The 22450-nt window shown below is 74.1% G+C and carries 24 protein-coding genes; 17 read left to right on the top strand and 7 right to left on the bottom strand.

Annotated elements, in window-relative coordinates:
• The 9 genes from LCD33_RS18960 to LCD33_RS19000 all read left to right on the top strand — a co-directional run.
• A partial coding sequence (locus LCD33_RS18960; protein ID WP_224978103.1) for a sensor histidine kinase occupies nucleotides 1–731 on the top strand: 731 nt, incomplete at its 5' end.
• Nucleotides 728–1378 carry a response regulator transcription factor gene (locus LCD33_RS18965; protein WP_224955502.1) on the top strand — a complete coding sequence of 217 codons (651 nt, stop codon included), beginning with the start codon at nucleotides 728–730 and terminating at the stop codon, nucleotides 1376–1378. The genes LCD33_RS18960 and LCD33_RS18965, both read left to right, overlap by 4 nt.
• 144 nt (nucleotides 1379–1522) lie before the next feature.
• Nucleotides 1523–1894 (top strand): DurN family substrate-assisted peptide maturase, encoded by a 372-nt coding sequence (locus LCD33_RS18970; protein ID WP_224955501.1) that lies wholly within the window; start codon nucleotides 1523–1525, stop codon nucleotides 1892–1894.
• Between the two features lie 32 nt (nucleotides 1895–1926).
• Nucleotides 1927–2163 (top strand): cinnamycin family lantibiotic, encoded by a 237-nt coding sequence (locus LCD33_RS18975; RefSeq protein ID WP_308011301.1) that lies wholly within the window; start codon nucleotides 1927–1929, stop codon nucleotides 2161–2163.
• Nucleotides 2164–2536: 373 nt separating this feature from the next.
• A complete protein-coding gene (locus LCD33_RS18980) occupies nucleotides 2537–5419 on the top strand; it encodes a type 2 lanthipeptide synthetase LanM family protein (RefSeq protein WP_224978104.1) in 2883 nt (960 codons plus the stop codon).
• A 107-nt stretch (nucleotides 5420–5526) separates the two neighbouring features.
• A complete protein-coding gene (locus tag LCD33_RS18985; protein ID WP_224966021.1) occupies nucleotides 5527–6435 on the top strand; it encodes a Nif11-like leader peptide family natural product precursor in 909 nt (302 codons plus the stop codon).
• 47 nt (nucleotides 6436–6482) lie between these two features.
• Entirely contained in the window at nucleotides 6483–7466 is a 984-nt protein-coding gene (locus LCD33_RS18990) for an ABC transporter ATP-binding protein (protein ID WP_224966020.1), read from the top strand.
• 25 nt (nucleotides 7467–7491) lie between these two features.
• A complete protein-coding gene (locus tag LCD33_RS18995) occupies nucleotides 7492–8376 on the top strand; it encodes an ABC transporter permease (RefSeq protein ID WP_224955496.1) in 885 nt (294 codons plus the stop codon).
• Nucleotides 8377–8447: 71 nt separating this feature from the next.
• Nucleotides 8448–8831, top strand: a complete 384-nt coding sequence (locus LCD33_RS19000) for an SdpI family protein (RefSeq protein ID WP_224966019.1) — start codon at nucleotides 8448–8450, stop codon at nucleotides 8829–8831.
• Here LCD33_RS19000 and LCD33_RS19005 read toward each other — a convergent pair.
• Nucleotides 8828–9604: an FCD domain-containing protein gene (locus LCD33_RS19005; protein WP_224978105.1), complete on the bottom strand. Its 777-nt coding sequence runs from the start codon at nucleotides 9602–9604 to the stop codon at nucleotides 8828–8830. The genes LCD33_RS19000 and LCD33_RS19005 overlap by 4 nt on opposite strands.
• A gap of 141 nt (nucleotides 9605–9745) precedes the next feature.
• Between LCD33_RS19005 and LCD33_RS19010 the strand changes: the two genes are divergently transcribed.
• Genes LCD33_RS19010 through LCD33_RS19020 form a run of 3 tightly spaced genes read left to right on the top strand, consistent with a single transcriptional unit; the run spans nucleotide 9746 to nucleotide 12655 of the window.
• Complete coding sequence (locus LCD33_RS19010; protein WP_224955492.1) at nucleotides 9746–10615, top strand: carbon-nitrogen hydrolase family protein; 870 nt, start codon at nucleotides 9746–9748, stop codon at nucleotides 10613–10615.
• A gap of 11 nt (nucleotides 10616–10626) precedes the next feature.
• Nucleotides 10627–11988, top strand: coding sequence for an APC family permease (locus tag LCD33_RS19015; protein ID WP_224966017.1), 1362 nt, complete (start codon nucleotides 10627–10629; stop codon nucleotides 11986–11988).
• Nucleotides 11989–12025: 37 nt separating this feature from the next.
• Nucleotides 12026–12655: a histone deacetylase gene (locus tag LCD33_RS19020; RefSeq protein WP_224966016.1), complete on the top strand. Its 630-nt coding sequence runs from the start codon at nucleotides 12026–12028 to the stop codon at nucleotides 12653–12655.
• 7 nt (nucleotides 12656–12662) lie between these two features.
• Here the strand turns inward: LCD33_RS19020 and LCD33_RS19025 are convergent, their stop codons facing one another.
• The 3 genes from LCD33_RS19025 to LCD33_RS19035 form a co-directional block, all read right to left on the bottom strand.
• Nucleotides 12663–13502 (bottom strand): isocitrate lyase/phosphoenolpyruvate mutase family protein, encoded by an 840-nt coding sequence (locus LCD33_RS19025; RefSeq protein WP_224966015.1) that lies wholly within the window; start codon nucleotides 13500–13502, stop codon nucleotides 12663–12665.
• A 92-nt stretch (nucleotides 13503–13594) separates the two neighbouring features.
• On the bottom strand, nucleotides 13595–14797 hold the full coding sequence (locus tag LCD33_RS19030; protein ID WP_224978106.1) for an alpha/beta hydrolase: 1203 nt from the start codon (nucleotides 14795–14797) through the stop codon (nucleotides 13595–13597).
• A gap of 161 nt (nucleotides 14798–14958) precedes the next feature.
• Nucleotides 14959–15231 carry a GlsB/YeaQ/YmgE family stress response membrane protein gene (locus LCD33_RS19035; RefSeq protein WP_224955487.1) on the bottom strand — a complete coding sequence of 91 codons (273 nt, stop codon included), beginning with the start codon at nucleotides 15229–15231 and terminating at the stop codon, nucleotides 14959–14961.
• A 132-nt stretch (nucleotides 15232–15363) separates the two neighbouring features.
• Here LCD33_RS19035 and LCD33_RS19040 point away from each other — a divergent pair, with 132 nt between their 5' ends.
• On the top strand, nucleotides 15364–15954 hold the full coding sequence (locus LCD33_RS19040; RefSeq protein ID WP_224978107.1) for a helix-turn-helix domain-containing protein: 591 nt from the start codon (nucleotides 15364–15366) through the stop codon (nucleotides 15952–15954).
• A 33-nt stretch (nucleotides 15955–15987) separates the two neighbouring features.
• Here LCD33_RS19040 and LCD33_RS19045 read toward each other — a convergent pair whose 3' ends face one another.
• Both LCD33_RS19045 and LCD33_RS19050 read right to left on the bottom strand, forming a co-directional pair.
• Complete coding sequence (locus LCD33_RS19045) at nucleotides 15988–16464, bottom strand: carboxymuconolactone decarboxylase family protein (RefSeq protein ID WP_224955485.1); 477 nt, start codon at nucleotides 16462–16464, stop codon at nucleotides 15988–15990.
• 86 nt (nucleotides 16465–16550) lie between these two features.
• Complete coding sequence (locus LCD33_RS19050; protein ID WP_224978108.1) at nucleotides 16551–17417, bottom strand: chitosanase; 867 nt, start codon at nucleotides 17415–17417, stop codon at nucleotides 16551–16553.
• A gap of 357 nt (nucleotides 17418–17774) precedes the next feature.
• On the opposite strand from LCD33_RS19050, the gene LCD33_RS19055 reads away from it, so the two are divergent.
• Genes LCD33_RS19055 through LCD33_RS19070 form a run of 4 tightly spaced genes read left to right on the top strand, consistent with a single transcriptional unit; the run spans nucleotide 17775 to nucleotide 21653 of the window.
• Complete coding sequence (locus LCD33_RS19055) at nucleotides 17775–19283, top strand: ABC transporter substrate-binding protein (RefSeq protein ID WP_224966012.1); 1509 nt, start codon at nucleotides 17775–17777, stop codon at nucleotides 19281–19283.
• Nucleotides 19280–19945, top strand: coding sequence for a bifunctional 2-polyprenyl-6-hydroxyphenol methylase/3-demethylubiquinol 3-O-methyltransferase UbiG (locus LCD33_RS19060; RefSeq protein ID WP_224978109.1), 666 nt, complete (start codon nucleotides 19280–19282; stop codon nucleotides 19943–19945). Before LCD33_RS19055 ends, LCD33_RS19060 begins: the two co-directional genes overlap by 4 nt.
• Nucleotides 19942–20892, top strand: a complete 951-nt coding sequence (locus tag LCD33_RS19065) for an ABC transporter permease (protein ID WP_224966010.1) — start codon at nucleotides 19942–19944, stop codon at nucleotides 20890–20892. The genes LCD33_RS19060 and LCD33_RS19065 overlap by 4 nt, the downstream gene beginning before the upstream one ends.
• Nucleotides 20889–21653 carry an ABC transporter permease gene (locus LCD33_RS19070; protein ID WP_224978110.1) on the top strand — a complete coding sequence of 255 codons (765 nt, stop codon included), beginning with the start codon at nucleotides 20889–20891 and terminating at the stop codon, nucleotides 21651–21653. The genes LCD33_RS19065 and LCD33_RS19070 overlap by 4 nt, the downstream gene beginning before the upstream one ends.
• 10 nt (nucleotides 21654–21663) lie before the next feature.
• On the opposite strand, the gene LCD33_RS19075 is transcribed toward LCD33_RS19070, so the two are convergent.
• Entirely contained in the window at nucleotides 21664–22389 is a 726-nt protein-coding gene (locus LCD33_RS19075; protein WP_224978111.1) for an enoyl-CoA hydratase, read from the bottom strand.
• Between the last annotated feature and the right edge of the window lie 61 nt (nucleotides 22390–22450).

Consider the following 22450-nt stretch of genomic DNA (forward strand, 5'->3'; position numbering starts at 1 on the left):
CGCTGGGCATGTGGGCGGGCGGGCACCGGCGGCTGGTGGCGAGCCTGGCCGCGCAGGTCGACCAGCTGCGGGTGGAGCGGGAGCTGCGCGCGGAACAGGCGCGGTTGACCGAGCGCGGCCGGGTCGCGGCCGAGCTGCACGACTCGCTGGCGCACTCGTTGAGCGTGCTGGCGCTGCACACCGGCGCGCTGCAACGGCATTCGGCCGAGCTGCCCCCGCAGGTCGCGGACCGCATCGACCTGCTGCGGGTGACGTCGACGGAGGCGCTGCGCGACCTGCGGGACGTGCTGGCGGGACTGCGCTCGCCGGACGGCGGCGGGGTTCCGGAGCCGCGCCGGATGCGTGATCTGGAGGCGCTTTTCGCGGAGGCGCGGGCGGCCGGGCAGCCGGTGGCGGCCGAGGTCTCCGGTGACGCGGCGGAGCTGCCGTTCAGCCACCGGCTGGCCATCTACCGGCTGGTGCAGGAAGCGCTGACGAACGCGCGCAAGCACGCACCGGGCTCGGCCGTGCGGGTGCGAGTCCGGCACGGTCCGCCGGAGTCCACCGTGGACGTGGAGAACGACGTGGGCGCGCCGGTGGAGCGGGACTCGCCCAGCGGCTACGGCCTGGTGGGGCTGGCCGAACGGGTCGACGCGCTGCACGGCACCCTGGAACACGGCCCTTCGGGCACCGGCGGCTGGCGGCTGTCGGCGCGCATCCCGGCACCCGCCCACTCCTCGGGAGCAGCATGATCCGCACGCTGATCGTGGACGACGACACGCTGGTCCGCCTGGCGCTCGCCGACATCCTCACCGACGCACCGGGGATCACCGTGGTCGGGCAGGCCGGGGACGGGCTGAGCGCGGTCCGGGAGGCCGCGACCGGCCAGGTCGACGTGGTGCTGATGGACGTGCGGATGCCGGAGCTGGACGGCATCCAGGCCACCGAGCGCCTGCGCGCGCTGCCGAACCCGCCGCAGGTCGTCACACTCACCACCTTCGACCTCGACGAGTACGTGTACGGCTCGCTGACCGCGGGTGCCGCCGGGTTCCTGCTCAAGGACAGCGAACCCGCCGAGATCGTGCGCGCCGTGCAGGTCGTCGCGAGCGGGCAGGCGATGCTGCACCCGGCGGCGGCGCGGCGGCTCGTCGACCACTACCACCGGGGCAGCGGACCCGATTCCGCCGCGGCGCGCGCGAAGATCGAACGCCTCACCCCACGGGAGCGGGACGTGCTCGGCCGGTTGGCGACGGGCGACGGCAACGCCGAGATCGCGAGCGCGCTCGGCATGCGGGAGAGCACGGTGAAGGCGCACGTGAGCCGCATCCTCGCCGCGCTCGACGTGGGCAACCGGGTGCAGGCCGCCCTCTGCGCCTGGGCGGCCGACCAGTCCGGCTGACGGAGCCGCGAACCTCCTGCCGCGGCGGCGGATCCCGCTGCCGCCACGCCAGTTCTCCTGCGGTGAAACAGCTTTGAAGGCGGACTGAAACCACCGCCCCCTAGCGTCGGTCGCGTTGGGCCTCCGACGGATTGGGAGCGGTCGATGCAGCACTCGGATGTTCCGGTCATCTACCCGGACGTGGACGTGATCCGGCGAATCCAGGAACTCGTGGTCCTGTGCTCGCTGCTGCCGCCGGACGGCAAGCTGCGCGAGGTGCTGCAGCTCGCCCTCGCGCTGAACGAGGAGCCCACCTTGGCCCGGCTCACGCCGGTCACCGACCTGCACCCCTTCGCGACCCACAAGTGGCTGGAGCAGCTGTGGTCGCCGGAGGGACTACCGGAGCAGGAGAAGGAGGTCGTCGCCTGGCAGAACGAGAACGACAACATGGGCCGAGCGCTCGTGGAGTTGAAGAACGCGGAGGCGCAGCTGGGTTTCGCCCTCGTGGCGCAGCTGCCCGCCGAGAAGTCCGAATGATCCGAACGCACACCAGCATCCAGGAGGAGATCATGTCCGACACCATTCTTCGCCAAGCCGTCATCGACGCCGAGTTCCGCTCCGCGCTCATCGCGGACCCCGCCGCCTTCGGCGTGGAGCCTGCCGAGCTGCCCGACGCGGTCGAGGCCGTCGACCAGGAGTCCCTGGACTTCTGGACCAAGGGGATCGCGGCCAACGAGGTCGTCGCCTGCGCCAGCACCTGCAGCGCCGGCCCGTTCACGTTCGCGTGCGACGGCTCGACCAAGTGAGCTGAGCATCGACGCGGTGAGCCTTCGGGCTCGCCGCGTTCCTCGCCCACCACCGACCGGGGACAGGTGTTGATGCAGACCGACCGAGCACTCGATCTGGCCGCCCGCGCGAGCAACCTGGACGAGCGGTTGCACGTCGTCACCGCGCTGCGCGACTCGGGGCGGCCGCTCGCGGCGGCGCCGCCCGACGCGGTCGAGCGGTGGCGGCTGGACCGCGTCGCCGGACGGCTCGCCGGGAAGTTCGCGCAGGAGGCCGAGAACCGGGCGCGGCCCGCCCGGCACACCGCCGAGGAGCTCGCCGCGGTGCTCACCGCCTACCGCGCCGTCGAATTGGACCCCCCCGGAGCTGCTGGAGGAGCTGCACGCGGCCTGGTTGCCGACCTACCGCGACGCGGTGCTCGGCTGGGACCCGGCGCACTCCGACCCGCACGCGACGTGGCGGGAGACCGACGTCTACTACGGCGAGCTGGCCACCGCCTGCGAACCGTTCCTGGTGGAACTGGGGCGCAGGCTGGAGAAGGTGCGCGCGGAGCTGCCGGAGTCGATCGGGCCGGACCTGGTCGACGACCTCCAGCGCCACCTGCACGGGCGGTTCGCGCTGGCGCTGGCCTGGGTGGTGGAGGCCGAGGCGAACCTGCACCGGGCGCGGCGCGGGATCGACCGGGAGCGGGCGGGCGAGGACGACTACCTCGCCTACCTGGACGCGACGTTCGCCGATTCCGCCGCCTACCACGAGTTCTTCCTGGAGTACCCGGTGCTGGGGCGCTGGCTGGCCCACCTGACCGGGCTGATCGGCGACTACGGCGCGGACCTGCTGCGCAACCTGGCGGCCGACGCGGCGCGGCTCGGGCCGGAGTTGTTCGGCCGGTCGATCGTCGCGTTCCGCTCGCTGCGGCTCGGCACCGGCGACTACCACGCGGGCGGGCGCAGCGTCGCGGTGGTGACCGCCGAGCTCGACGACGGCGGGACCGGGACGTTCTACTGCAAGCCGCGCTGCCTGCGTTCCGAGGCGGGGGTGCAGGCCGTGCTGGACCGGTTGCGCGAGCGGGGTGTCGTGGAGTTCGCCTCCCGGCCCGTGCTGGTGCGCGACGGCTACGGCTACGAGGCCGCGATCCCCACCGGGCGCAACGAGACCGGCACCGCCGAAGCGGCCGCGCACGTGTACCGGGAGCTCGGCGGCCACCTGGCCCTGTTCTACGTACTCGGCGGCAGCGACCTGCACTTCGAGAACATCATCGTCGCCGACGGCCACGTCCACGTGTGCGACGGGGAGACGGTGTTCGACGCGTCGCCGCTGGGCCGCGGCGGCAGCGGAACGGTGCAGGACTCGGTGTTCAAGACGGGCCTGCTGGAGTGGCCGCGCGCCGAAACCGCGGACGGCCCGGAGCAGATGCGGCTGAGCGGGTGCACCGGCGGCGAGAGCTACGAGATCCCGATGCCGGTGCCGCAGATCGTCGGCGGGCGTCTCGGCTTCGGCGCGGCGGTGCGGAACCGGTCGGGCGTGCGGGTGGAGCTCGACGCCACCAACCGGGTCTTCCTGCACGGGGAGCTCGTCCACCCGCAGGACCACCTGGAGTCCATCGTGGACGGTTTCGACCGGGTGCACGAGTGGCTGGAGCGCAACGCCGACGAGGCGGTCGCCCTGGTCTCGGAGGCGTTCCGCGGCGCCTCCGCCCGGTTCCTGAACTGGAGCACCCAGATCTACGCGCAGCTGATCGCGTCCGCGCGGCACCCGAAGTGCCTGGCCGACCCGCTGGAGGTCGACCTGCTGCTGAACACGGTGCGCACCTTCCCCCGCGAATGGGACCGCGACGCCGTGCTCTCGGCGCGGGAGACGGCGTCGATGTGGCGGCTGGACGTGCCGATCTTCACCGTCGAGGTGGGCGACGACCACCTCGTGCACGACCGCGCGGAACGGCTGCCGACCGCGCTGGACGGTTCCCCGCTGGAGCGCGCCGCGGAGCGGATCCGCTCGCTCACCGCGAAGAACCGCGCGCAGCAGGCCCGCTACATCGCCGCCAGCCTGTCGAGCGACGAGATCAGCAGCCCCGCGTTCGTGGCCACCGCGCTGGACTACGCGGTGCGGGTCGGCGAGCGGTTGTGCTCGATGGAGCTGGAACCGCCGGCTCCGGCGCCGTGGAAGTCGTTCGGTCGGGTCGACGGCGTGCTGGAGTCCGTCGACATCGACGCGGACCTCTACACCGGCACCGCGGGGGTGGCGCTGTTCCTCGCCTACCTGGACGACGTGGTGCCGCGCCCCGAGTTCCGGCGGGCCGCGCGGCGCGCGCTGCGGCACGTCCTCGACACCCCGCCGCAGCGCACCGGAGCGTTCGCCGACGTCGGCGGGCGGCTGTACCTGCTCACCCACCTGCACCGGTTGTGGGGCGAGCAGGAACTGGTGGACGAGGCCGTGCGGGCGTGCGACGGCCTGGCCGAGCTCATCGACGCCGACACCCACCTGGACCTGCTGCACGGGGCCGCCGGGATGATCCCGGTGCTGCTGGCGCTGGAACCGCTGCTCGGGGATCAGGCGCTGGACCTGGCGCACCGCTGCGCGGACCACCTGCTGCGGCGCGCCCGCGATCGGGACGGCGCGGTGAGCTGGCCGTCCAACACCCCGGAACACGCCCGGGACGACATGACCGGGTTCGCGCACGGCGCCGCCGGGATCGGCTGGGCGCTGGTCCTGCTGGGCACCCGCACCGGCCGGGACGAGTGCGTCGCGGCGGGCAGGAGCGCCTTCGCCTACGAGGCGCGGCACTTCGACCTCGACGAGCAGGACTGGTACGACCTGCGCTACGACACGGGTCAGGTCGCGAAGAACGGCCACCACTACTCCAACGCGTGGTGCAACGGGGCCGCCGGGATCGGGTTGAGCCGCATCGCCGCCTGGTCGTTGCTGGGCGCGGACGACGAGGAGCTGCTGCGGGAGGCGCGGCACGCGCTGGGGGCGACCGTGCGCAACTTCTCCCGGCTGAAGAACCACACGCTGTGCCACGGCACCTCCGGCAACTCGGAGCTGCTGCTGCGCTACGCGCTGCTGCGCGACGAACCCGCGTTCCGGCTGGAGGCGAACGTGCAGGTGCGCGAGATGTGGCGCTCGCTGGACGACGCCGAGCACGGCCTCGGCGAGCAGAGCGCCGACTTCTTCCCCGGGCTGATGATGGGGATCTCCGGCTACGGCATGCACTTCCTGCGGCTCGCGCACCCGGAACGGGTGCCCTCGGTGCTGATGCTCGACCCGCCGCGACCGTGAGCACCGCCCTCCGCTTCCCCGAACCTCCCGCCCCACCACCGAATCCCGGCATCCCAGCGACCCGGCGGGCAGCGACCCGCCACCCGCACCGGACGAAGGAGACCGCCATGACCGTCGAAGCCTGCAAGAGCTTCCTGCACGCGACCAGGCAGCAGCCGGAACTCGGCCAGCAGCTCAAGGCCGTCACCGGGATGGAGGAGATGATCGCGCTCGGCGGCAGGCACGGGTTCGACTTCACCGCCCAGGAACTGGCCGCGGGATCCGCCGAGCTCGGCGCGGAGACCACGCCCGAACCGGCCGCCGACGAACCGGCGCCCCCGCGGGGAACGGCCTTCTACCACCACGAGTACGACCTGGCGGACGTGCCGGAGCTGGCGCCGCTGATCGACGAGCTGCCGCTGCTGAAGGTCCGTCCCCCGGTGGACCTGGCGGCGTTCCGCGCCCGGTTCCGCGCCGACGACCTGGAATCGACCTCGAAGTCCCCGTCCGATCCCGAGTTCCAGGAGTGGAACCGCCGGATGATGGCCGCGCACTGGCAGGACCCGGCCGGCGGTGGCGCGCGGCGGGACTTCCACCTGGTGAACCTGGACGAGCACGTCGAGCACCCCGGCTACCCCGCGTACTTCGCCGCCAAGACGCGGGCGATCCGGTTGCTGGAAGGCGTGTTCGGCGACGAGATCCGGTTGTCCGGCTCGATGTGGTACCCGCCGAACAGCTACCGGCTGTGGCACACCAACGAGAACCAGCCGGGCTGGCGGATGTACGTGGTGGACCTCGACGACGACTTCCCCGAAGGCGGCGGCACCTCCTTCTTCCGCTACCAGAACCCGGGCACCGGCGAGATCGTGACGCTGCCGGAGCGCCGGAGGATCGTGCGGTTCTTCAAGGCCGAGCAGGACCCGGCGAGGTTGTTCTGGCACTGCATCGTGAACCCGACCGAGCGGCACCGCTGGAGCTTCGGCTTCGTGGTGCCGGAGGACTGGCAGGACCACCTGGGCAGCCTGCGCGCCGCGTGACGGGATCGCCGCGCACCCCGGCCGTTCGACAGCAGCGAGGAGCACCCGTGCGACGACTCCGGCGAGGCGACGACCACCACCGCCCCGAGGACGCACCCGCGATCGTGGCCCGCGACGTGCACAAGTCCTACCGCGGGACGCACGCGGTGCGCGGCGTCGACATCACCGTGGCCCGCGGCGAGACGTTCGGCTTCCTCGGGCCGAACGGCGCGGGCAAGTCCACCACGATCGCGATGATGTGCACCTTGGCGCTGCCCGATGCGGGGCGCATCGAGATCGCCGGGTACGACGTGGTGCGCGACGCGCACCAGGTGCGGCGCAGGCTCGGCCTGGTGTTCCAGGAATCGACGCTCGATCCGGACCTGACCACCGCGGAGAACCTGGGTTTCCACGCCGACCTGTACGCGATGCCCCGGGCGCTGGTCGCCGAGCGCGTCGACTCGATGCTCGACCTGGTCGGGTTGCGGGAGCGGCGCGCGGACCGGGTCGCGACGTTCTCCGGCGGGATGCGGCGGCGGCTGGAGATCGCGCGCGGCCTGCTGCACCGGCCGAGCGTGCTGTTCCTCGACGAGCCGACCGTGGGCCTCGATCCGCAGACCCGCGCGGAGATCTGGACCTACCTGCACCGGATCGCCGAGCAGGAGGAGACCACGGTCTTCCTCACCACGCACTACCTCGACGAGGCGGAGCGGTGCGACCGGATCGCGATCATCGACGCGGGCCGGATCGTCGCGCAGGGCACCCCGGCGGAGCTCAAGTCGGTGATCGGCGCGGACCGCATCGCGCTGCACACCGGCGACGACGACGCGGCCGTGCGGGTGCTGCGCGAGCGCTTCGACCTGGAGGCCACCACCGCGGACGGCGGCGTGCAGGTGCAGGTGTCCGACGGGGCGCGGTTCGTGCCGGTGCTCTGCTCCGGCCTGGACGTGCCGATCTTCGAGGTGACGGTGACCCGGCCGAGCCTGGACGAGGTGTTCCTGCACTACACCGGCCGCGCCATCCGGGACGTCCCCGGCGTGCCCGCCCCCTGATCCCCACGGCCGTTGAGGAGACCGCGTGACCAGCACCGCACCGCCCCGGACCGCAGCACCGTCCGAACAGGACGCCGAACGGAGCGGCCGGCTCGCGCGGGAGTGGCGGGCCGGGAGCATGGTGTGGCGCCGGGAACTGCTGCACTTCCTGCGGGACCGCACCCGGGTCGCGGTGTCGCTGCTGCCGCCGTTCCTGTTCCTGTACGTGCTCGGCATCGGCCTGTCCCGGCTGCTCGCCGACGGGGCGGGCGGGGCGCGGACGGCGGAGGACTACCTGGTGTTCCTGTTCCCCGGTGTGCTGGTGATGGCGGCGCAGGCGCCGGCGATCTCGGTGGGGGCGTCGATCGTGTGGGACCGGCAGACCGGGTTCATGCGGGAGATGCTGGCGGCGCCGGTGTTCCGCGGCACGCTGCTGCTCGGCAAGTGCCTCGGCGGTGCGACGGTGGCGACGGCGCAGAGCGCGGTCGTGCTGCTCACCGCCGGGCTGGTCGGAGTGCCCTACGACCCGGTGCTGTTCGCGGTGCTGCTGGCCGAGATCGCGATCGCCGCGCTGTCGCTGACGGTGCTCGCCGCCGGGGTGGCCGTGGCGATCAAGCGGGTGCAGACGTTCAACACCGTGCTGTCCGTGCTGATCACACCGCTGGTGTTCCTGTCCGGGATGATGTTCCCGATCAGCGCGATGCCCGGGTGGATGGTGGCGTTGACGGTGGTGAACCCGCTGACCTACGCGGTGGACGCGATGCGCCACGCCGTCCTCGGGCGGCTCGGGCAGGAGCACTCCTCGGTGATCTTCTCGCCGGTGGAGTGGGCGGGCTGGGAAGTCCCGCCACCGGTGGAGATCGCCGTGGTGCTCGGGTTCTCGGTGCTGGCGCTGGTCGCCATCAGCCGCCGGTTCGCGCGCACCGGCTGACCGGAGGTTGACGTCCACGCCCGCCGTCGGCTTGGGTGACCGGGGACCGACGTCGAGCGGAGGGGGCCGCGTTGCCGGACGCCGCAGCACTGGCCCTGTACGCCGTGACGCTCGTGTTCACCGGTTGGGCGATGCACCTGATCCAGCGACTGAGCTCGCGCGGAACGTTGCGCCGCAACCACTTCGTCGGCATCCGGACGCGGGCGACGCAAGCCTCGGACGCCGCGTGGGCGGCGGGGCACCGAGCCGCGGAGCCGCGGCTGCTGCAGGCGGCGCGCACCGGTTACGCCGCCGGACTGCTCACCGCGGTGATCACGATCGCGCACGTCCAGGGCGTCCTCCCGCTGCCGGTGGCGCTGGTGGCGCCGAACGCGGGTCTGGTGCTGCTGCTGGTGTTCGCGCTGCACGGCACGGTGCTCGCGAACCGGGCCGCACGGGCGGCCGACGGCGACTAGCTCCGCGCCGGGGGCGGCAGGCGTCGGCGCGCGTCCAGCCCGACGAACATGTCCCGGTGCAACGCGGTGACGTGGCGGTGCGCGACGTCGGCGGCGGCCGCGGCGTCGCGGGCGCGCAGGGCGGCGACGAGCTCGTGGTGCTCCCGGTTCGACTCGCGCAGCTGCTCCATCGGGTAGGGCAGGTAGTAGCGGTACAGGTCGCGCAGCACCGGCTCGTAGTCCGCGGCGGCGGCGGGGACGCCGGTGGCGGCGGCGACGGTGCGGTGGAAGACCTCGTCGAGCCGGTGGAACTCCGCCCAGTCCGCGGCCCGCTCCATCCGCTCGGCGAGTTCCTGGAGCTCGGCGAGCCGGTCGGCGTCGGCGGCGCGCGCCGCCAGGTGGGCGAGGCCGCACTCCAGCACCAGCCGCTGGTCGACCAGCCGGTGGACCTCGTCGGCAGCGGCCCGGTAGCCGTCGGTCTCGCGGACGGCGCTGCGGGCCGGTTCCGCCACGACGCGGGTACCACCGCCCCGGCCCGGTCGCCGTTCCAGCACGCCGTCCCGGCCCAGCGCGACCAGCGCCCGCCGCACCGTGATCTGGGACACGTCGAGGGCGGCGGCGATCGCGGCGTTGCCCGGCAGCCACTCCCCCGGCGCGAGCAGCCCGAGGTCGACGGCGAGGGAGATCCGGGCGCGCACCGTGTCCACGGCGGACAGCCTGCGGATTCCGGACAGCGCGGGCGAGGCCAGCGCCGCGCCGGGATCCGCGGTCTCGTCCGGGTCAGAACTCGCCATGAACCACAGCGTAATCGCACGTCAAGCACAAAGTGGTCAAATTGAGCACTCTTGCCCGCGGGGCGGGGGCTGACCTATTTTCTTCCAGTCGTCCCGGCCACCGTCCATCGGCGCCGCTCCGCCACCCGGAAACGAGATCCGATGCCCCGACCACTGCCGCTCGCGCTGGCGCAGGAACCGCCGCTGCCCGCGACCGCGCCCCCGGACGAGTTCACCGCCCAGGTCGAGGCGCTGCTCGCCGAGCACCCCGGGACCCGGCTGGTGGCCTACCCGGAGCTGCACCTGTGCGGCGTCACCGGCCCGGACCGCGACGCGGAGCTCGCCGACGCCGCCGAACCGCTGCACGGCCCCCGCACCCGGCGGCTCGCCGAGCTCGCCGGGGACCTCGGCGTGTGGCTCGCGCCCGGCACCGTCTGCGAACGCGGCGAGGGCGGGGAACTGTTCAACACGGCGCTGGTGTTCTCGCCCGCGGGCGAACTGGTCTCCTGGTACCGCAAGGTCTTCCCGTGGCGGCCCTACGAGCCCTACGACCCCGGCGACCGGTTCGTCGTGTTCGACGCCCCCGGGATCGGCCGGATCGGGTTCAGCATCTGCTACGACGCCTGGTTCCCCGAAGTGGCGCGGCACCTGGCATGGATGGGCGCCGAACTCGTGCTCAACCCGGTGCAGACCACCACCCCGGACCGGGCGCAGGAACTGGTGCTGGCCCGGGCGAACGCCATCACCAACCAGGTCTTCGTGGCGAGCGTCAACGCCGCCGCCCCCGTCGGCACCGGCGACGGCCTGCTCGTCGGCCCGGAAGGGCAGGTGCTCGCGCACGCCGAAGGCAGCGCCTCCGGCGCGCTCGCCGCGACGGTCGACCTGGACGAGGTGCGGCGGGTGCGGACCGAGGGCACCGCGGGCCTCAACCGCGTCTGGGACCAGTTCACCGCCGACGACTCCCCCGTCGCGCTGCCGCTCTACGACGGCCGCATCGACCCGCACCGCTGGCACCCCGCGGCGCACGACTAGGAGCAACGCACATGCCCGGAAACGCACCGGTCCTGAACCGGTCGCTGCGACTGCACTCGGTCGTGCTGTTCGGCGTCGCCTACATGGCGCCGATGATCGTGCTCGGCACCTTCGGCGTCGTCGCCGAGGAGACCAGCGGATCGGTGCCGACCGCGTACCTGCTGGCGATGGTGGCGATGCTGTTCACCGCGCACAGCTACGGGAAGATGGCCGCCGCCTTCCCGGTCGCCGGGTCCGCCTACACCTACGCCCGGCGCACGCTCGACTCCCGCGCCGGGTTCCTGGTGGGCTGGGTGGTGCTGCTGGACTACTTCTTCCTGCCGATGGTGATCTGGCTGCTCGGCGCCACCTACCTGCGCGCGCAGTTCCCGGACGTGCCGTTCTGGCTGTGGATCGTGCTGTTCATCGCCGCCACCACGGCGCTGAACGTGCTGGGGATCAAAGTCGCGGACAAGACGAACTCGGTGCTGATGTCGTTCCAGGTGCTGGTGATCGCGATCTTCGTGGTGCTGTCGCTGCGGCACGTGTTCACCACCACCGGGGCAGGCGCGCTGCTGGGCGCGGAACCGTTCCTGAACCCGAGCACCACCGCGGCGGGCGTGTCGGCGGGAGCCGCGCTGGCCGCGTACTCGTTCCTCGGGTTCGACGCCGTCACCACGCTCACCGAGGAGACGGTGGAACCGCGGCGCACCATGCCGCGCGCGATCCTGCTCATCACGCTGATCGGCGGCGGCATCTTCGTCGTCGTCTCCTGGGCGACGCAGCTGGCGCACCCCGGTGCCGCGTTCGCCGATCCGGACTCCGCGGTGTTCGAGATCGCCCGCACCATCGCGGGGGACGCGGTCGCCGCGCTGCTGCTGGCCGGGTTGATCGTCGCCCAGTTCGCCTCGGGGCTCGCCGCGCAGGCCGGGGCGGCGCGGCTGCTGTTCGCGATGGGCCGGGACGACGTGCTGCCGCGCAGGCTGTTCGGCCGGGTGCACCCGAAGTTCCGGACGCCCGCGGTGAACATCGCGCTGACCGGCGCGATCGGGCTGATCGCCATGTTCCTCGACGTGTCCACGTCCACCTCGTTCATCAACTTCGGCGCGTTCGTCGCGTTCACCTCGGTGAACCTGAGCGTGATCGGGCTGTTCGTGCGGCGGCGCAAGGCCGGCGAGGCGCCGTCCCCGTGGACGTTCCTGCTGCTGCCCGCGATCGGCGCGCTGATCGACCTGTGGCTGCTGGTGAACCTGGACCCGGCGGCGCTGCTGCTCGGCGGCTGCTGGCTGGTGCTCGGCGTCGGCTACCTCGCCTACCGCACCCGCCTGTTCCGCGATCCGCCGCCCGAGATGCAGCCGGAGGACCCGTCCCCCGCGCCCGCCGGAGCGTCCTGACGACTGCCGGTCGCCGAGGTGCCGGGATCATGGGGTGATGGGCTTCGACTCCGCACCCGAGCTGGTCTGGTACGCGAGCTACGGCTCGAACATGCACGCCGACCGGTTCCGGCACTACCTGGAAGGCGGCACGCCGCCGGGTGGCCGCCGCGCCTGCCCGGGGTGCCGCGATCCGCGCCCGCCGCGGCGCACCACCGGGCACCGGGTGCCGGGCGGCGTGTACTTCGCCACCGAGTCGCGGGTGTGGGGCGGCGGCCGCGCGTTCCTCGATCCGGAGCTGCCCGGTTCGGCGGCGTTGCGCGGCTACCTGGTGACGCCCGGGCAGTTCGCGGACGTCGTGGCCCAGGAGATGTACCGGGAGCCGGGCGGCGACCTGGATCTGCGAGAGGTGCTGCGCACCGGGCGGCAGGTGCTCGGACCGGGCCGCTACGAGACGCTGCTGCACGTCGGCGAGCGGGACGGGCACCCGGTGCTGACCTTCACCGCGCCGTGGTCCGCGGCGGAGGTGCCGCTGCTGGCGCCGTCGGCGGAGTACCTGCGGATGCTGCTCGGCGGGCTGCGCGCCGGCCAGGGCTGGGATGTGCGCACCACGGCCGAGCACCTGGCGCGACTGCCCGGCGCCCGCGGGGCCTGGAGCGCGGCGGACATCGCCCGGCTCGCCGGATGACCTTGCACTAGCCGCGCTCGAAGAGCTCCGCCAGGTCGGCGCCGGAGAGCACCCCGGCCGCGTCGGGGAACGTGCCGGACGCGATCTCCCGGGACTCGTGCACCAGGGCGCTCAGCGCGGCGCGGGCCAACGTGGAACCGAGGCTGATCCGCCGCACCCCGAGCTCCGCCAGCTCGGCCACCGGCAGCGCGCGGGCCGCACCGACCGCGAGCACGTTCACCGGTGCCGTGACGGCGGAGCACACGGCGCGGATCGCCTCGGCGTCCGGCAGCGCCGGCGCGTACAGCACGTCGGCCCCGGCCTCCTCGTAGGCCCGCAACCGGCGGATCGTGTCGGCCAGGTCGGCGCGGCCGTGCAGGAAGTTCTCGGCGCGGGCGGTGAGGGTGAACGGGAACGGCAGCTCCCGCGCCGCTTCCGCGGCCGCCGCGATCCGCTCGACCGCCTGGTCGAGCTCGTAGATCGGGTCGTCGGCGCGCCCGGTGGCGTCCTCGACGGATCCGCCGACGGCACCGGCGAGCGCTGCCGCCCGCACCGCGTCGGCGGCATCGCGCGGCTCGTCGCCGTAGCCGTTCTCCAGGTCCGCGGAGACGGGCAGCCCGGTGGCCTCGGCGATCTCGCGCACGTTGTCCACCGCCTCGTCCAAGCCGACCTGGCGGGCCGCGTCGCGACGGCCCAACCGGCTCGCGAGCCCACCGCTGGTGGTGCCCAGCGCGGGGTAGCCGAGCCCGGCCAGGATCCGCGCGGTGCCCGCGTCCCACGGGTTGGGGAGCACGAACGCCCCCGGTCCGCGGTGCAGCTCGGCGAAGGTGGTGGCGCGGCGGTGCTGTTCAGCGGCGGTGAGTTCCACGGGCGTCCTCTGCGTCGGCTTTCCGGTCCGCCGCATTCTCACCCGCCACCCCGACAGCGCCGGGGACCGATGCTGCCGGTGGCGGAGCCGGTTCACCGCAACGGAGCGTGCTCGTCCAGGAAGCGCAGCAGTTCCGCGCGGCTCACCGCGCCACCGATGCTGTGGAAGTCGGCGTCGAAGGCGTGCTCGCCGAACGGGAACGCCGCGTACACCACCTGGTCGCCCGCCGCGCGCAGCCGCTCGGCGAAGCCGTGCACCCGGTCCTCGAAGATCAGGTGGTCGGAGGAACCGGTGACCAGCAAGGTCGGCATCAGCCCCGGCCGCACCCGGTCCAGCGCCGAGGCGTACTCGTAGCGCTGCGGGTACCGCTCCGGGGAGCCGCCGAGGTAGCTGATCGCCACCCGCCGCGCGTACCCGGCGACCCCGTTGTCGTCGTAGGCGCCCGCGAGGTCCACGGCCGGGTAGAAACCGGCCACGGCGATCGGCGGCGCGGGCGGCGCACCCCCGCAGCTGCTCACCGCGTCGTGGTCGGCCAGCGCGTAGCCGGCGTTGATGCTGAGGCTGCCCCCGGCGGATCCGCCCGCCAGCACCACGCGGGACGGGTCGACGCCGAGTTCCCCGGCGTGCCCGGTGACCCAGTTCAGCGCGCACACCACGTCCGAGGTCGCGTCGCGCCAGCGCACCGGCGGCGCCAGCCGGTAGTCGATGGAGATCACCGGGTAGCCGTGGTCGGCGAGGTTCCGGTAGAGGGCGCGCTGCTCGTAGCGGCTGCCCGTGATGAACCCGCCCCCGTGCACCCACAGCACGGCGGGCCGGTCGGTCCCCGGAGTCGGCGGGGCCCAGATCGAGGCCCGCAGCGGGGTCCCGCCCACCTCGGCGTACACCTCGGTGCGGTCCGGTGGTGCGGCGGGCGTGCCGGTGCCGATGAGCTCGGCGGGGCCGAGGTCCGCCCCGCGGTCGTGCGCGAAGGACAGCTGCGCGCCCAGCACCACCAGCGACCCGAGCAGCGCGAACGCGCCGCCACCGCCGAGGGCCGTCGCCCCGCGCCGCGACCCGCACCGCCGGGCGAGCACCGCGAGCAGGCAGCACAGCAGCCCCAGCAGCACGAACCGCAGCGCCCACTGGCCGACGTACCGCGAACCGAGCGCGCCCGCCACCGGCACCGCGGGGACGAGGGCGCCGAGCACGAGCAGCGCCAGGACCAGCGCGCACGCGATCAGCGGCAGCACCGCGGCCTTGGCGAGCTGCGCGGCGGAATCGGGCCGGGCGGAGAGCGGTCCGGGCTCAGCAGGCATGCCACACGTCTACCGGGCGCGCCGCGGCGTCGCCCGTTGGGGCGACATCAGGCGGGACGCGGCCGGTCCGACGAGCCGGTGCCACGAGCTCGACCCACCCGCCAACCGGCCGCGGGTGGGGAGCCGGGGCGCGGGCCGGAACGACCCGCGCGACCGGTGCGTCAGTCGTGCTGCTTGCTCTTGCGGCCCGTGACCTTGTTGTACACGATCAAAACGATGATCGCGCCGATGACGGAGCCGATCCAGCCGAGGGGCTGGAACCCGCGGAGGCCGAAGGTCAACGCCCCGAGCAAGAAGCCGCCCACGACGGACCCCACGATGCCGAGCACGATCGTCCGCAGCACCCCAATGTCGTCCTTGCCGGGCACGACCGCCCTGGCGATGAACCCGGCGATCAGGCCGAGCACGATCCAGCCGATGATGTTGCCGATCATCGCTTCCTCCTTCTGTAGGTGCCCCTCCCGAGCGGTGACCCTACTTGGCCGAGGTGGTCCGGGCCGAGCCTGCGCACGGGTGTGTTCGGCCGCCGCGTTGACAACTCCCGTTGCCGATCCTGCAATGGCGGGATGACCGAAACCCCGTCCGCGGAGATGAACGCGACGCTGGCCCAGGTGGGTCCGCGGCTGCGGGCGCTGCGCAAGCGCGGCCGCCTGACGCTGGCCGCGCTGTCCGAGACCACCGGCATCTCGGTGAGCACGCTGTCCCGGCTCGAATCCGGCAGCCGCCGCCCCAGCCTCGAACTGCTGCTGCCGTTGGCGAAGGCGCACCAGGTGCAGCTGGACGAGCTGGTCGGCGCGCCCGCCACCGGGGATCCGCGGATCCACCCGAAGCCGATCGTGCGCCACGGCCGGACCTTCATCCCCCTGACCAGGCGTCCCGGCGGCGTCCAGGCGTTCAAGATGATCATTCCGGGCGGGCCGCGCGCCGAACCGGACCCGCAGACCCACGAGGGCTACGAGTGGTTCTACGTGCTCAACGGCAAGGTGCGGTTGGTGCTGGGCGACCAGGACCTGACCTTGCGGGCCGGGGAGGCCGCCGAGTTCGACACCCGGGTGCCGCACTGGTTCGGCCCCGCCACCGGCGACCCGGTGGAGCTGCTGGTGCTGTTCGGGCCGCAGGGCGAGCGGATGCACGTGAAGTCGAGACCGGTCGCGTGACGCCGCCGCCCGGGACCGAGCGGCGGCGCACGATCAGTGCGAGCCCGGGGTGTGGTGCCCGGGGACGTTGCGGCTGGTGACCGCGAACCGGTTCCACGCGTTGATCACGGTGATGGCGGCGATGAGGTGCGCCAGCTCGGTCTCGTCGAACTGCGCGGCGGCCCGCGCGTACACCTCGTCGGGCACGAAGCCGTCGGTGAGCACGGTGATCGCCTCGGTGAGCTCGATCGCGGCGATCTCCCGCGCGGTGTAGAAGTGCCGCGATTCCTCCCACGCCGAGAGCTGGATGATCCGCTGCACCGACTCGCCCGCGGCCAGCGCGTCCTTGCTGTGCATGTCCAGGCAGAACGCGCAGTGGTTGAGCTGCGAGGCGCGGATCTTGACCAGTTCCAGCAGCGTCGGGTCGAGGCCCTTCCGGGCCGCGGCGTCGAGCCGGAGCATGCTCTTGTAGACGTCGGGGACGAGTTCGGCCAGGTTCAGCCGCGGGGTGTGCTCGGGTTCGTAGGACATGCCTCCGACGCTAGTGCCGCGACGCCCCGCGCTCCTGGTCCGGTTCGCGCCCGATCGGCTGGTCCGGTGGCCGCCGGGGCCGGTCCTCACTCCTCGATGCTGAAGTCCTGGCCGTAGACGGCCCAGTGCAGCGGCGTGGTCAGCGCCAGGTTGCCCTCGTCGAGGAAGCGGCGCTGCGCGGTGTCGACGCGGCTGGTGTCGCTGTGCGCTTCCTCCTCGTTCATCGCCTCCACGCGGGCGTCCAGGAACGCGTGCAGGTACGCGGTCTCGTCGCCGCCGTCGGACGGCGGGGTCGCGCGGTCCAGGGCGGCCTGGCGGATGGCGCCGAAGCTCGGCCAGTCCTGGCCGGGGCCGTGCATCACGATCGCGTCGTAGTAGGCGAACTGGCCGAGCGCGCCGAGCCCGTCCTCCTTCGCCTGCCGCACGGCCGGGTCGAAGTACACCCGGTCGCGCTCGGATTCCTGCGCCTGCTGGAAGTCGGGGTCCTCCGCGGCCTCCGCCCAGGCGTCGGTGAACCCGGGGTCGAGCCCTTCGTGCGAGTCGGTGCCGTCGACCGCGCGCAGCGCGGGCAGGTACTCGGCCAGCGGGTTGTCCGGCTTCGCCGCGGTGTAGGCCTCGACGAGTGCGAGCATGTCACCGGTGCCGGAGCAGAAGCCGATGATCCCGGCGGTGTAGCCGCGGCCGTCGCCGATGTCCTCGATGTAGCCGAACTGGGCGCGCCAGTCCAGCGAGGAGTTCTCCGCGCTCGACACCAGCTGCATCGCGATGTCCTTGGTGCGCGGGTCGGCGAGGTCGCCGTCGGCGGCGGGCGCGGCCCGCAGCACCGCGGGAGCGGTCGCCGGGGCCGCCGCGGGAGCCGCCGACAGCGCGGGCAGCGCGGTGGCGCCCAGGGCGCCCGCGGCGACACCGGTGGCGACCAACAGCCGGAGCAGCGGCTTCGCGGTGGTGGCCATGTCGTCGGCTCCTTCTCGGGGTTCGGTGCCGGTGAGCGTCGGGGGGCTCACCGGCACCGATGAGCCAACCGGGACCTGCCGAGGGGGTCAAGCCGCGGACGCCGGCGGGAGCGGGCGCGCACCCCCGCTGACCTGGTCAGGGACCGCGGAGGCACCGGACAAGTGGGAATTTCCCCCGATCCCGGGCGCGACCGCGCGTGGCGGCGGCTCGGCCGGTCGCCGAGTTCCGCTCCACCGCGCGGAGCAGTCCTCTCCCGGCGCACCGGGAGGCGGAGAACACGTTCGGGCCGCCCGGCGTGGTTCCGGCGCCGTTGTCCGTGCAAAGATCCGCTGCGGTCTGTTGCAAGGAGCTTGCTGTTGCGAAGTGCTGGTGGATTCCTGGTGCTCGGGCTCGCGCTGTTGCTGGGCGGGTGCGGTTTCACCGGAGGCGGCGCGGACGAGGACGCGCTGGAGGTGGCGATGACGATCCCGCCCCGAGCGGCCTGGTCGCCCGCCTCCGACGACGCGCTGCTGCTGCAGCGCCTCGGCGTCACCGAAACCCTCGTGCACGCCGGAGCCGACGGCGGCGCCCGCCCCGGGCTCGCGGAGAGCTGGCAGCGCACCGCACCGACCGAGTGGCGGTTCACCCTCGCCGCGGGCCTGCGCTTCCAGTCCGGTGAGCGGGTGCCCGCGCAGGCCGCCGCCGACTCGATCGAACGCGTCGTGCACGCCCCCGCGCCGCCGCGCGCGCTGAACGGCACCGTCGAACGCGCCACCGCGCTCGACGAGCGCACCCTGGCGGTCCGCACCACCGGCCCCGACCCGATCCTGCCGCAGCGGCTGGGCGCCGCGAACGCCGCCGTGCTCGCGCCCGCCGCGCTCCGTCCCGACGGCTCGGTCGATCCGGCGAAGGGCGTGGGCACCGGCCCGTTCGAGATCACCGCCGTCGACGGCGACCGGAGCGCGCAGCTGCGCCGCTACGACGGCCACCGCGGCGGACCGGCGAAGCTCGCCCGCGTCGAGGTGCGCTTCGTCCCCGACGCCTCCGCCCGGGTCAACGGGCTGCGCAGCGGCGAGTTCGACCTGATCGACAAGGTGCCGGTCGCGCAGCTCGGCGAGATCCGCGCCGACCCGGCACTGCGGGCCGACGCGGTGGACCTGCCGCGCACCACGGCGCTGCACCTGAACACCGCGGGCGGCCCGTTCGCGGATCCGCGGCTGCGCGCCGCCGCCCGCGCCGCCATCGACCGGGCCGGACTGGTCAGCGGGGTGTTGCAAGGCCAGGGCGTCGCCGCGAGCCGCTACTTCGGCCCCGCCGTGCCGTGGAGCTCCCAGCACCCGCCGCCCGCGCCCGACCCGGCCGCCGCGCGCCGGGCGGTCACCGAGGTCGGCGGCGGCGCGCCGATCCCGATCACCATCGGCACCTACCCGGACCGGCCCGAGCTGCCCGCGCTGACCACCGTCGTCGCCGACGAGCTCGGCCGCGCCGGGTTCGCGGTGCGGATCGTGCAGGAGCCCGCCGGGAGCATCGAGCCGCGGATCCTGTCCGGGGAGCTCGACGCCGCGGTGTACTCGCGCAACCAGCTCGTCGACGTGCCCGACGCCGCCGCCCACCTGGCCAGCGACTTCAGCTGCCGCGGCGGGTTCGGCCTGGACCACTTCTGCGCGCCCGAGCTGGACGCGCTGCTCGCCGAACTGCCCGCGATCAGCGATCCGGCGCGGCGCGCCGAGGTGTTCCGCCGCGCCGACGACCTGCTCGCCGACCGGATCGCCGGCATCCCGCTGGTGCACGAGCAGCAGCGCTTCGCCTACCGGGACGCGGTGCGCGGGGTGCCCGCCGACCCGCTGGAACGGGAATTCCTCACCAAGGAGGTCGAGCTCGGATGAGCGCGCCGATCGTCGACTACTGGAACGACCGCGCCCGCCGCGGCTACGACCAGCAGCCCGGGCAGGACCCGGCGCTGGACCTGTGGGCGAAGCGGATCCGCCCGCTCGTCGCCGAGGCCGTCGGGCCGGGCGCCCGGGTGCTGGATTCCGGCTGCGGCACCGGGTTCCTGGCCCGCATCCTCGCCGCCGACGGGCACCGCGTCACCGGGCAGGACGCCTCCCCGGGCATGCTCGCGGTCGCCGCCGAACGCGCCGCCGCCGACGGGCTCGCCATCGACTGGCTCACCGGCGTCGCCGAGGAACCGCCCGCCGGGCCGTTCGACGTGGTGGTGACCCGCAACGTGCTGTGGACGCTGCCGGAACCGCAGCGCGCCGTCGACGCGTGGGTGCGGGTGCTGCGCCCCGGCGGGCTGCTGCTGGTCAGCGACGGCCGGTGGGACGCGGCCTCGGTCGGCGACGACGCGACCGAGGAGCGGTTCAGCTCGTCCTACTCGGACGCGGCGCCGGAACTGCCGATGGGCGTGGACTTCGCGGGCTGCGCCGACCTCGTCGAGCGCGCCGGGTTCGTCGACCGCACCGACCGCACGGCGCTGTTCGACGGCGCGCCCTACCCGAGCGCCCCCGGGTTCTTCCTGCTGTCCGCCCGCGCCCCGCGGCGGTGACCGGCGGTCGCGGCCTGCTGCTGCGGCTGGCCGTGGCGCCGGTCGTGGCGATGCTGGTCGTGCTGGTCGCGGTGCTGCTGCCGGAGCTGACCGGGGTCGACGCGGCCCGCACCGTGCTCGCCGCCCGCTACGCCGACGCCGACCCGGATCCGGCGCTGCTGGCGGGGATCCGCGCCGAACTGGGCCTGGACCTGCCGCTGCCGCAGCGGATCGCGGCGCGGTTCGGCGCGCTGCTCGGCGGCGACCCGGGCACCTCGTGGGTGTCCGGCGAACCGGTCGCGGCGCTGGTCGGGCCCGCGCTGCGGGTGTCGGTGGGCATCATGCTCGGCGCGGCGGTCCTCTCGTTCCTGGTCGGCCACCTGGCGGGGTTGTTGGCCGCGCGCCGGCCCGGTTCGGTGCTGGACCGGGCGATCTCGGGGCTGGTGCGGGTGTTCTCCGCGGTGCCGGAGTTCGCGCTCGCGCCGCTGCTGGTGCTGGTGTTCGCGGTCGGGCTGCACGCGCTGCCCAGTTCGGGCTGGCGCGGGCCGGAGTACGCGGTGCTGCCGCTGCTGTCGCTGGTCCCGTCGCTCGCGGTGCCGATCGCGGCCGTCACCCGGGAGCAGGTGGTGGCGCTGCGGCGGGAGAACTTCGCGGTCGCCGCCCGGGCCCGCGGGCTCGGCGAGACCCGGATCTGGGCGGTGCACCTGGCGCGGCCCGCGCTGCCCGCGGCGTTGTCGCTGCTCACCTACAACGCGGCCGGGGCGATCTCCGGCACCACCGCCATCGAGGTCGTCTTCGACATCCCCGGGCTGGGCAGCACCGTGGTGGAGGCGGTGCGGGCGCAGGACGTGCCGGTCGTGCAGGCCGGTCTGGTGGTGGCGGCGCTGGCCGCGCTGGCCGTCGGCGCGGTCGGCGACCTGCTCGGGCTGGCCGCCGAACCCCGCGCGCGGCGGGAGGCCCGGACGTGAGGGCCCGGCGCCGGGCCGCGCTCGTCGCCGCCGGGATCGGCGTGCTGGTGCTGGGCGTCGGGCTGACCGGCGATCCGCTGGCCACGGACATGGACGCGGTGCTGCGGGCGCCGTCGCTCGCGCACCCGCTGGGCACCGACGAGCTCGGGCGGGACGTGCTGGCGCGGCTGGCGCACGGCGCGCTGCTCACCCTCGGCACCGCCGGGTCCGCGCTGGTCGTGGCGGTGCTGGTGGGCCTGTTCGCCGGGTGCGCGACCGGGTGGAGCTCCTCGCCGGTGGCCGCGCTGGTGCGGGCCGGGGTGGACGTGGCCACCGCGCTGCCGCCGCTGATCGTGGCGCTGGTGACGACGCTGGTCGCGGGGCCGGGCACGGCGGCGTTGCTGCTGGCGCTGGCCGGGGTGAGCTGGTTGCCGTTCGCGCGGCAGGCCGATGCGATGACCGCGCAGCTGCGGACCCGGAACTGGGTGCTGGCGCACCGGGCGCTGGGCGCGGGCCGGCTGCTGATCTGGCGGCGGTCGCTGCTGCCGTTCCTGGCTCCGGCGGCGGGGGCGCTGGCCGCGGTGCGGCTGCCCGCGCTGGTGAACACGGTGGCGGCGCTGGGTTTCCTCGGCCTCGGGCCACCGCCGCCGCGGCCGGAGTGGGGCGCGATGATCGCCGAATCGGTGGACCACCTGGGCACCGCCCCGTGGCTGCTGGCGGCGCCGGTGCTCGCCCTGGTGGCGGTGCAGACGATCGTGGCCGCCCTGGCCGCGGAGCGCTAGCGGGCGCTGCTCACCGGCCGTGGAAGCGGGGCGCGCGGCGTTCGGCGCGGGCCCCCCTCGCCTCGGCGGCGTCCTCGCTCGCCCAGCAGGCGTCGTAGGCCCGTTCCAGGTCGGCGTCCGGCACCTCGGTGTCGAGGGAGTTCAGCGCGAGCTTCGCGTAGCGCAGCGACAGCGGAGCCAGCTCGGCGATCTCCCGCGCCCAGCTCACCGCGTCCGCGTGCGACCCGATCCGGTCCACCAGACCGCGCTCGTGGGCGGTGGTGGCGGCGAGGCGTTCCCCGGCGAGCAGCAGCGCGCGGGCGGGCCCGCCACCGGCGAGCAGCGACAGCCGCCGCACGGTCCACGGGTCCACGGCGAGGCCGTTGCGCGCGGTGGGCACCGCGAAGTAGGCCTCGGGGCCGGCGACCCGGAGGTCGGCGGCGAGCGAGAGCTGCGCGCCGGCGCCGACGGCGGGCCCGTTGATCGCGGCGAGCACCGGCACCGGCGCATCGAGCACGGACCGCAGCGCGGTGTAGAGCGCGTCCCGGAACTCGTCGCCGTACACGCCGTCCAGGTCGGCGCCCGCGTCGAACGTGCTGCCCTCGCCGGTGAGCACGAGCGCGCGGGCGCCCTGCTCGACCTGCTCGGCGACGGCGGTGGCGAGCCCGCGGCAGTGCTCCAGGTCGAGGGCGTTGCGCCGTTCGTGCCGGTCGAGCGCGATCAGCCCGACCGTCCCGTCCCACCCGGTGCTGATCATCGCGCGTGTCCTCCCCGAAGCGGTGGTCCTGGCACCGGCCAGTGCACCACTCCCGCTCCGC

This window comes from Saccharopolyspora sp. 7B (genome assembly GCF_020177435.1).
GTDB classification, from domain to species: Bacteria; Actinomycetota; Actinomycetes; order Mycobacteriales; family Pseudonocardiaceae; genus Saccharopolyspora_C; species Saccharopolyspora_C gregorii.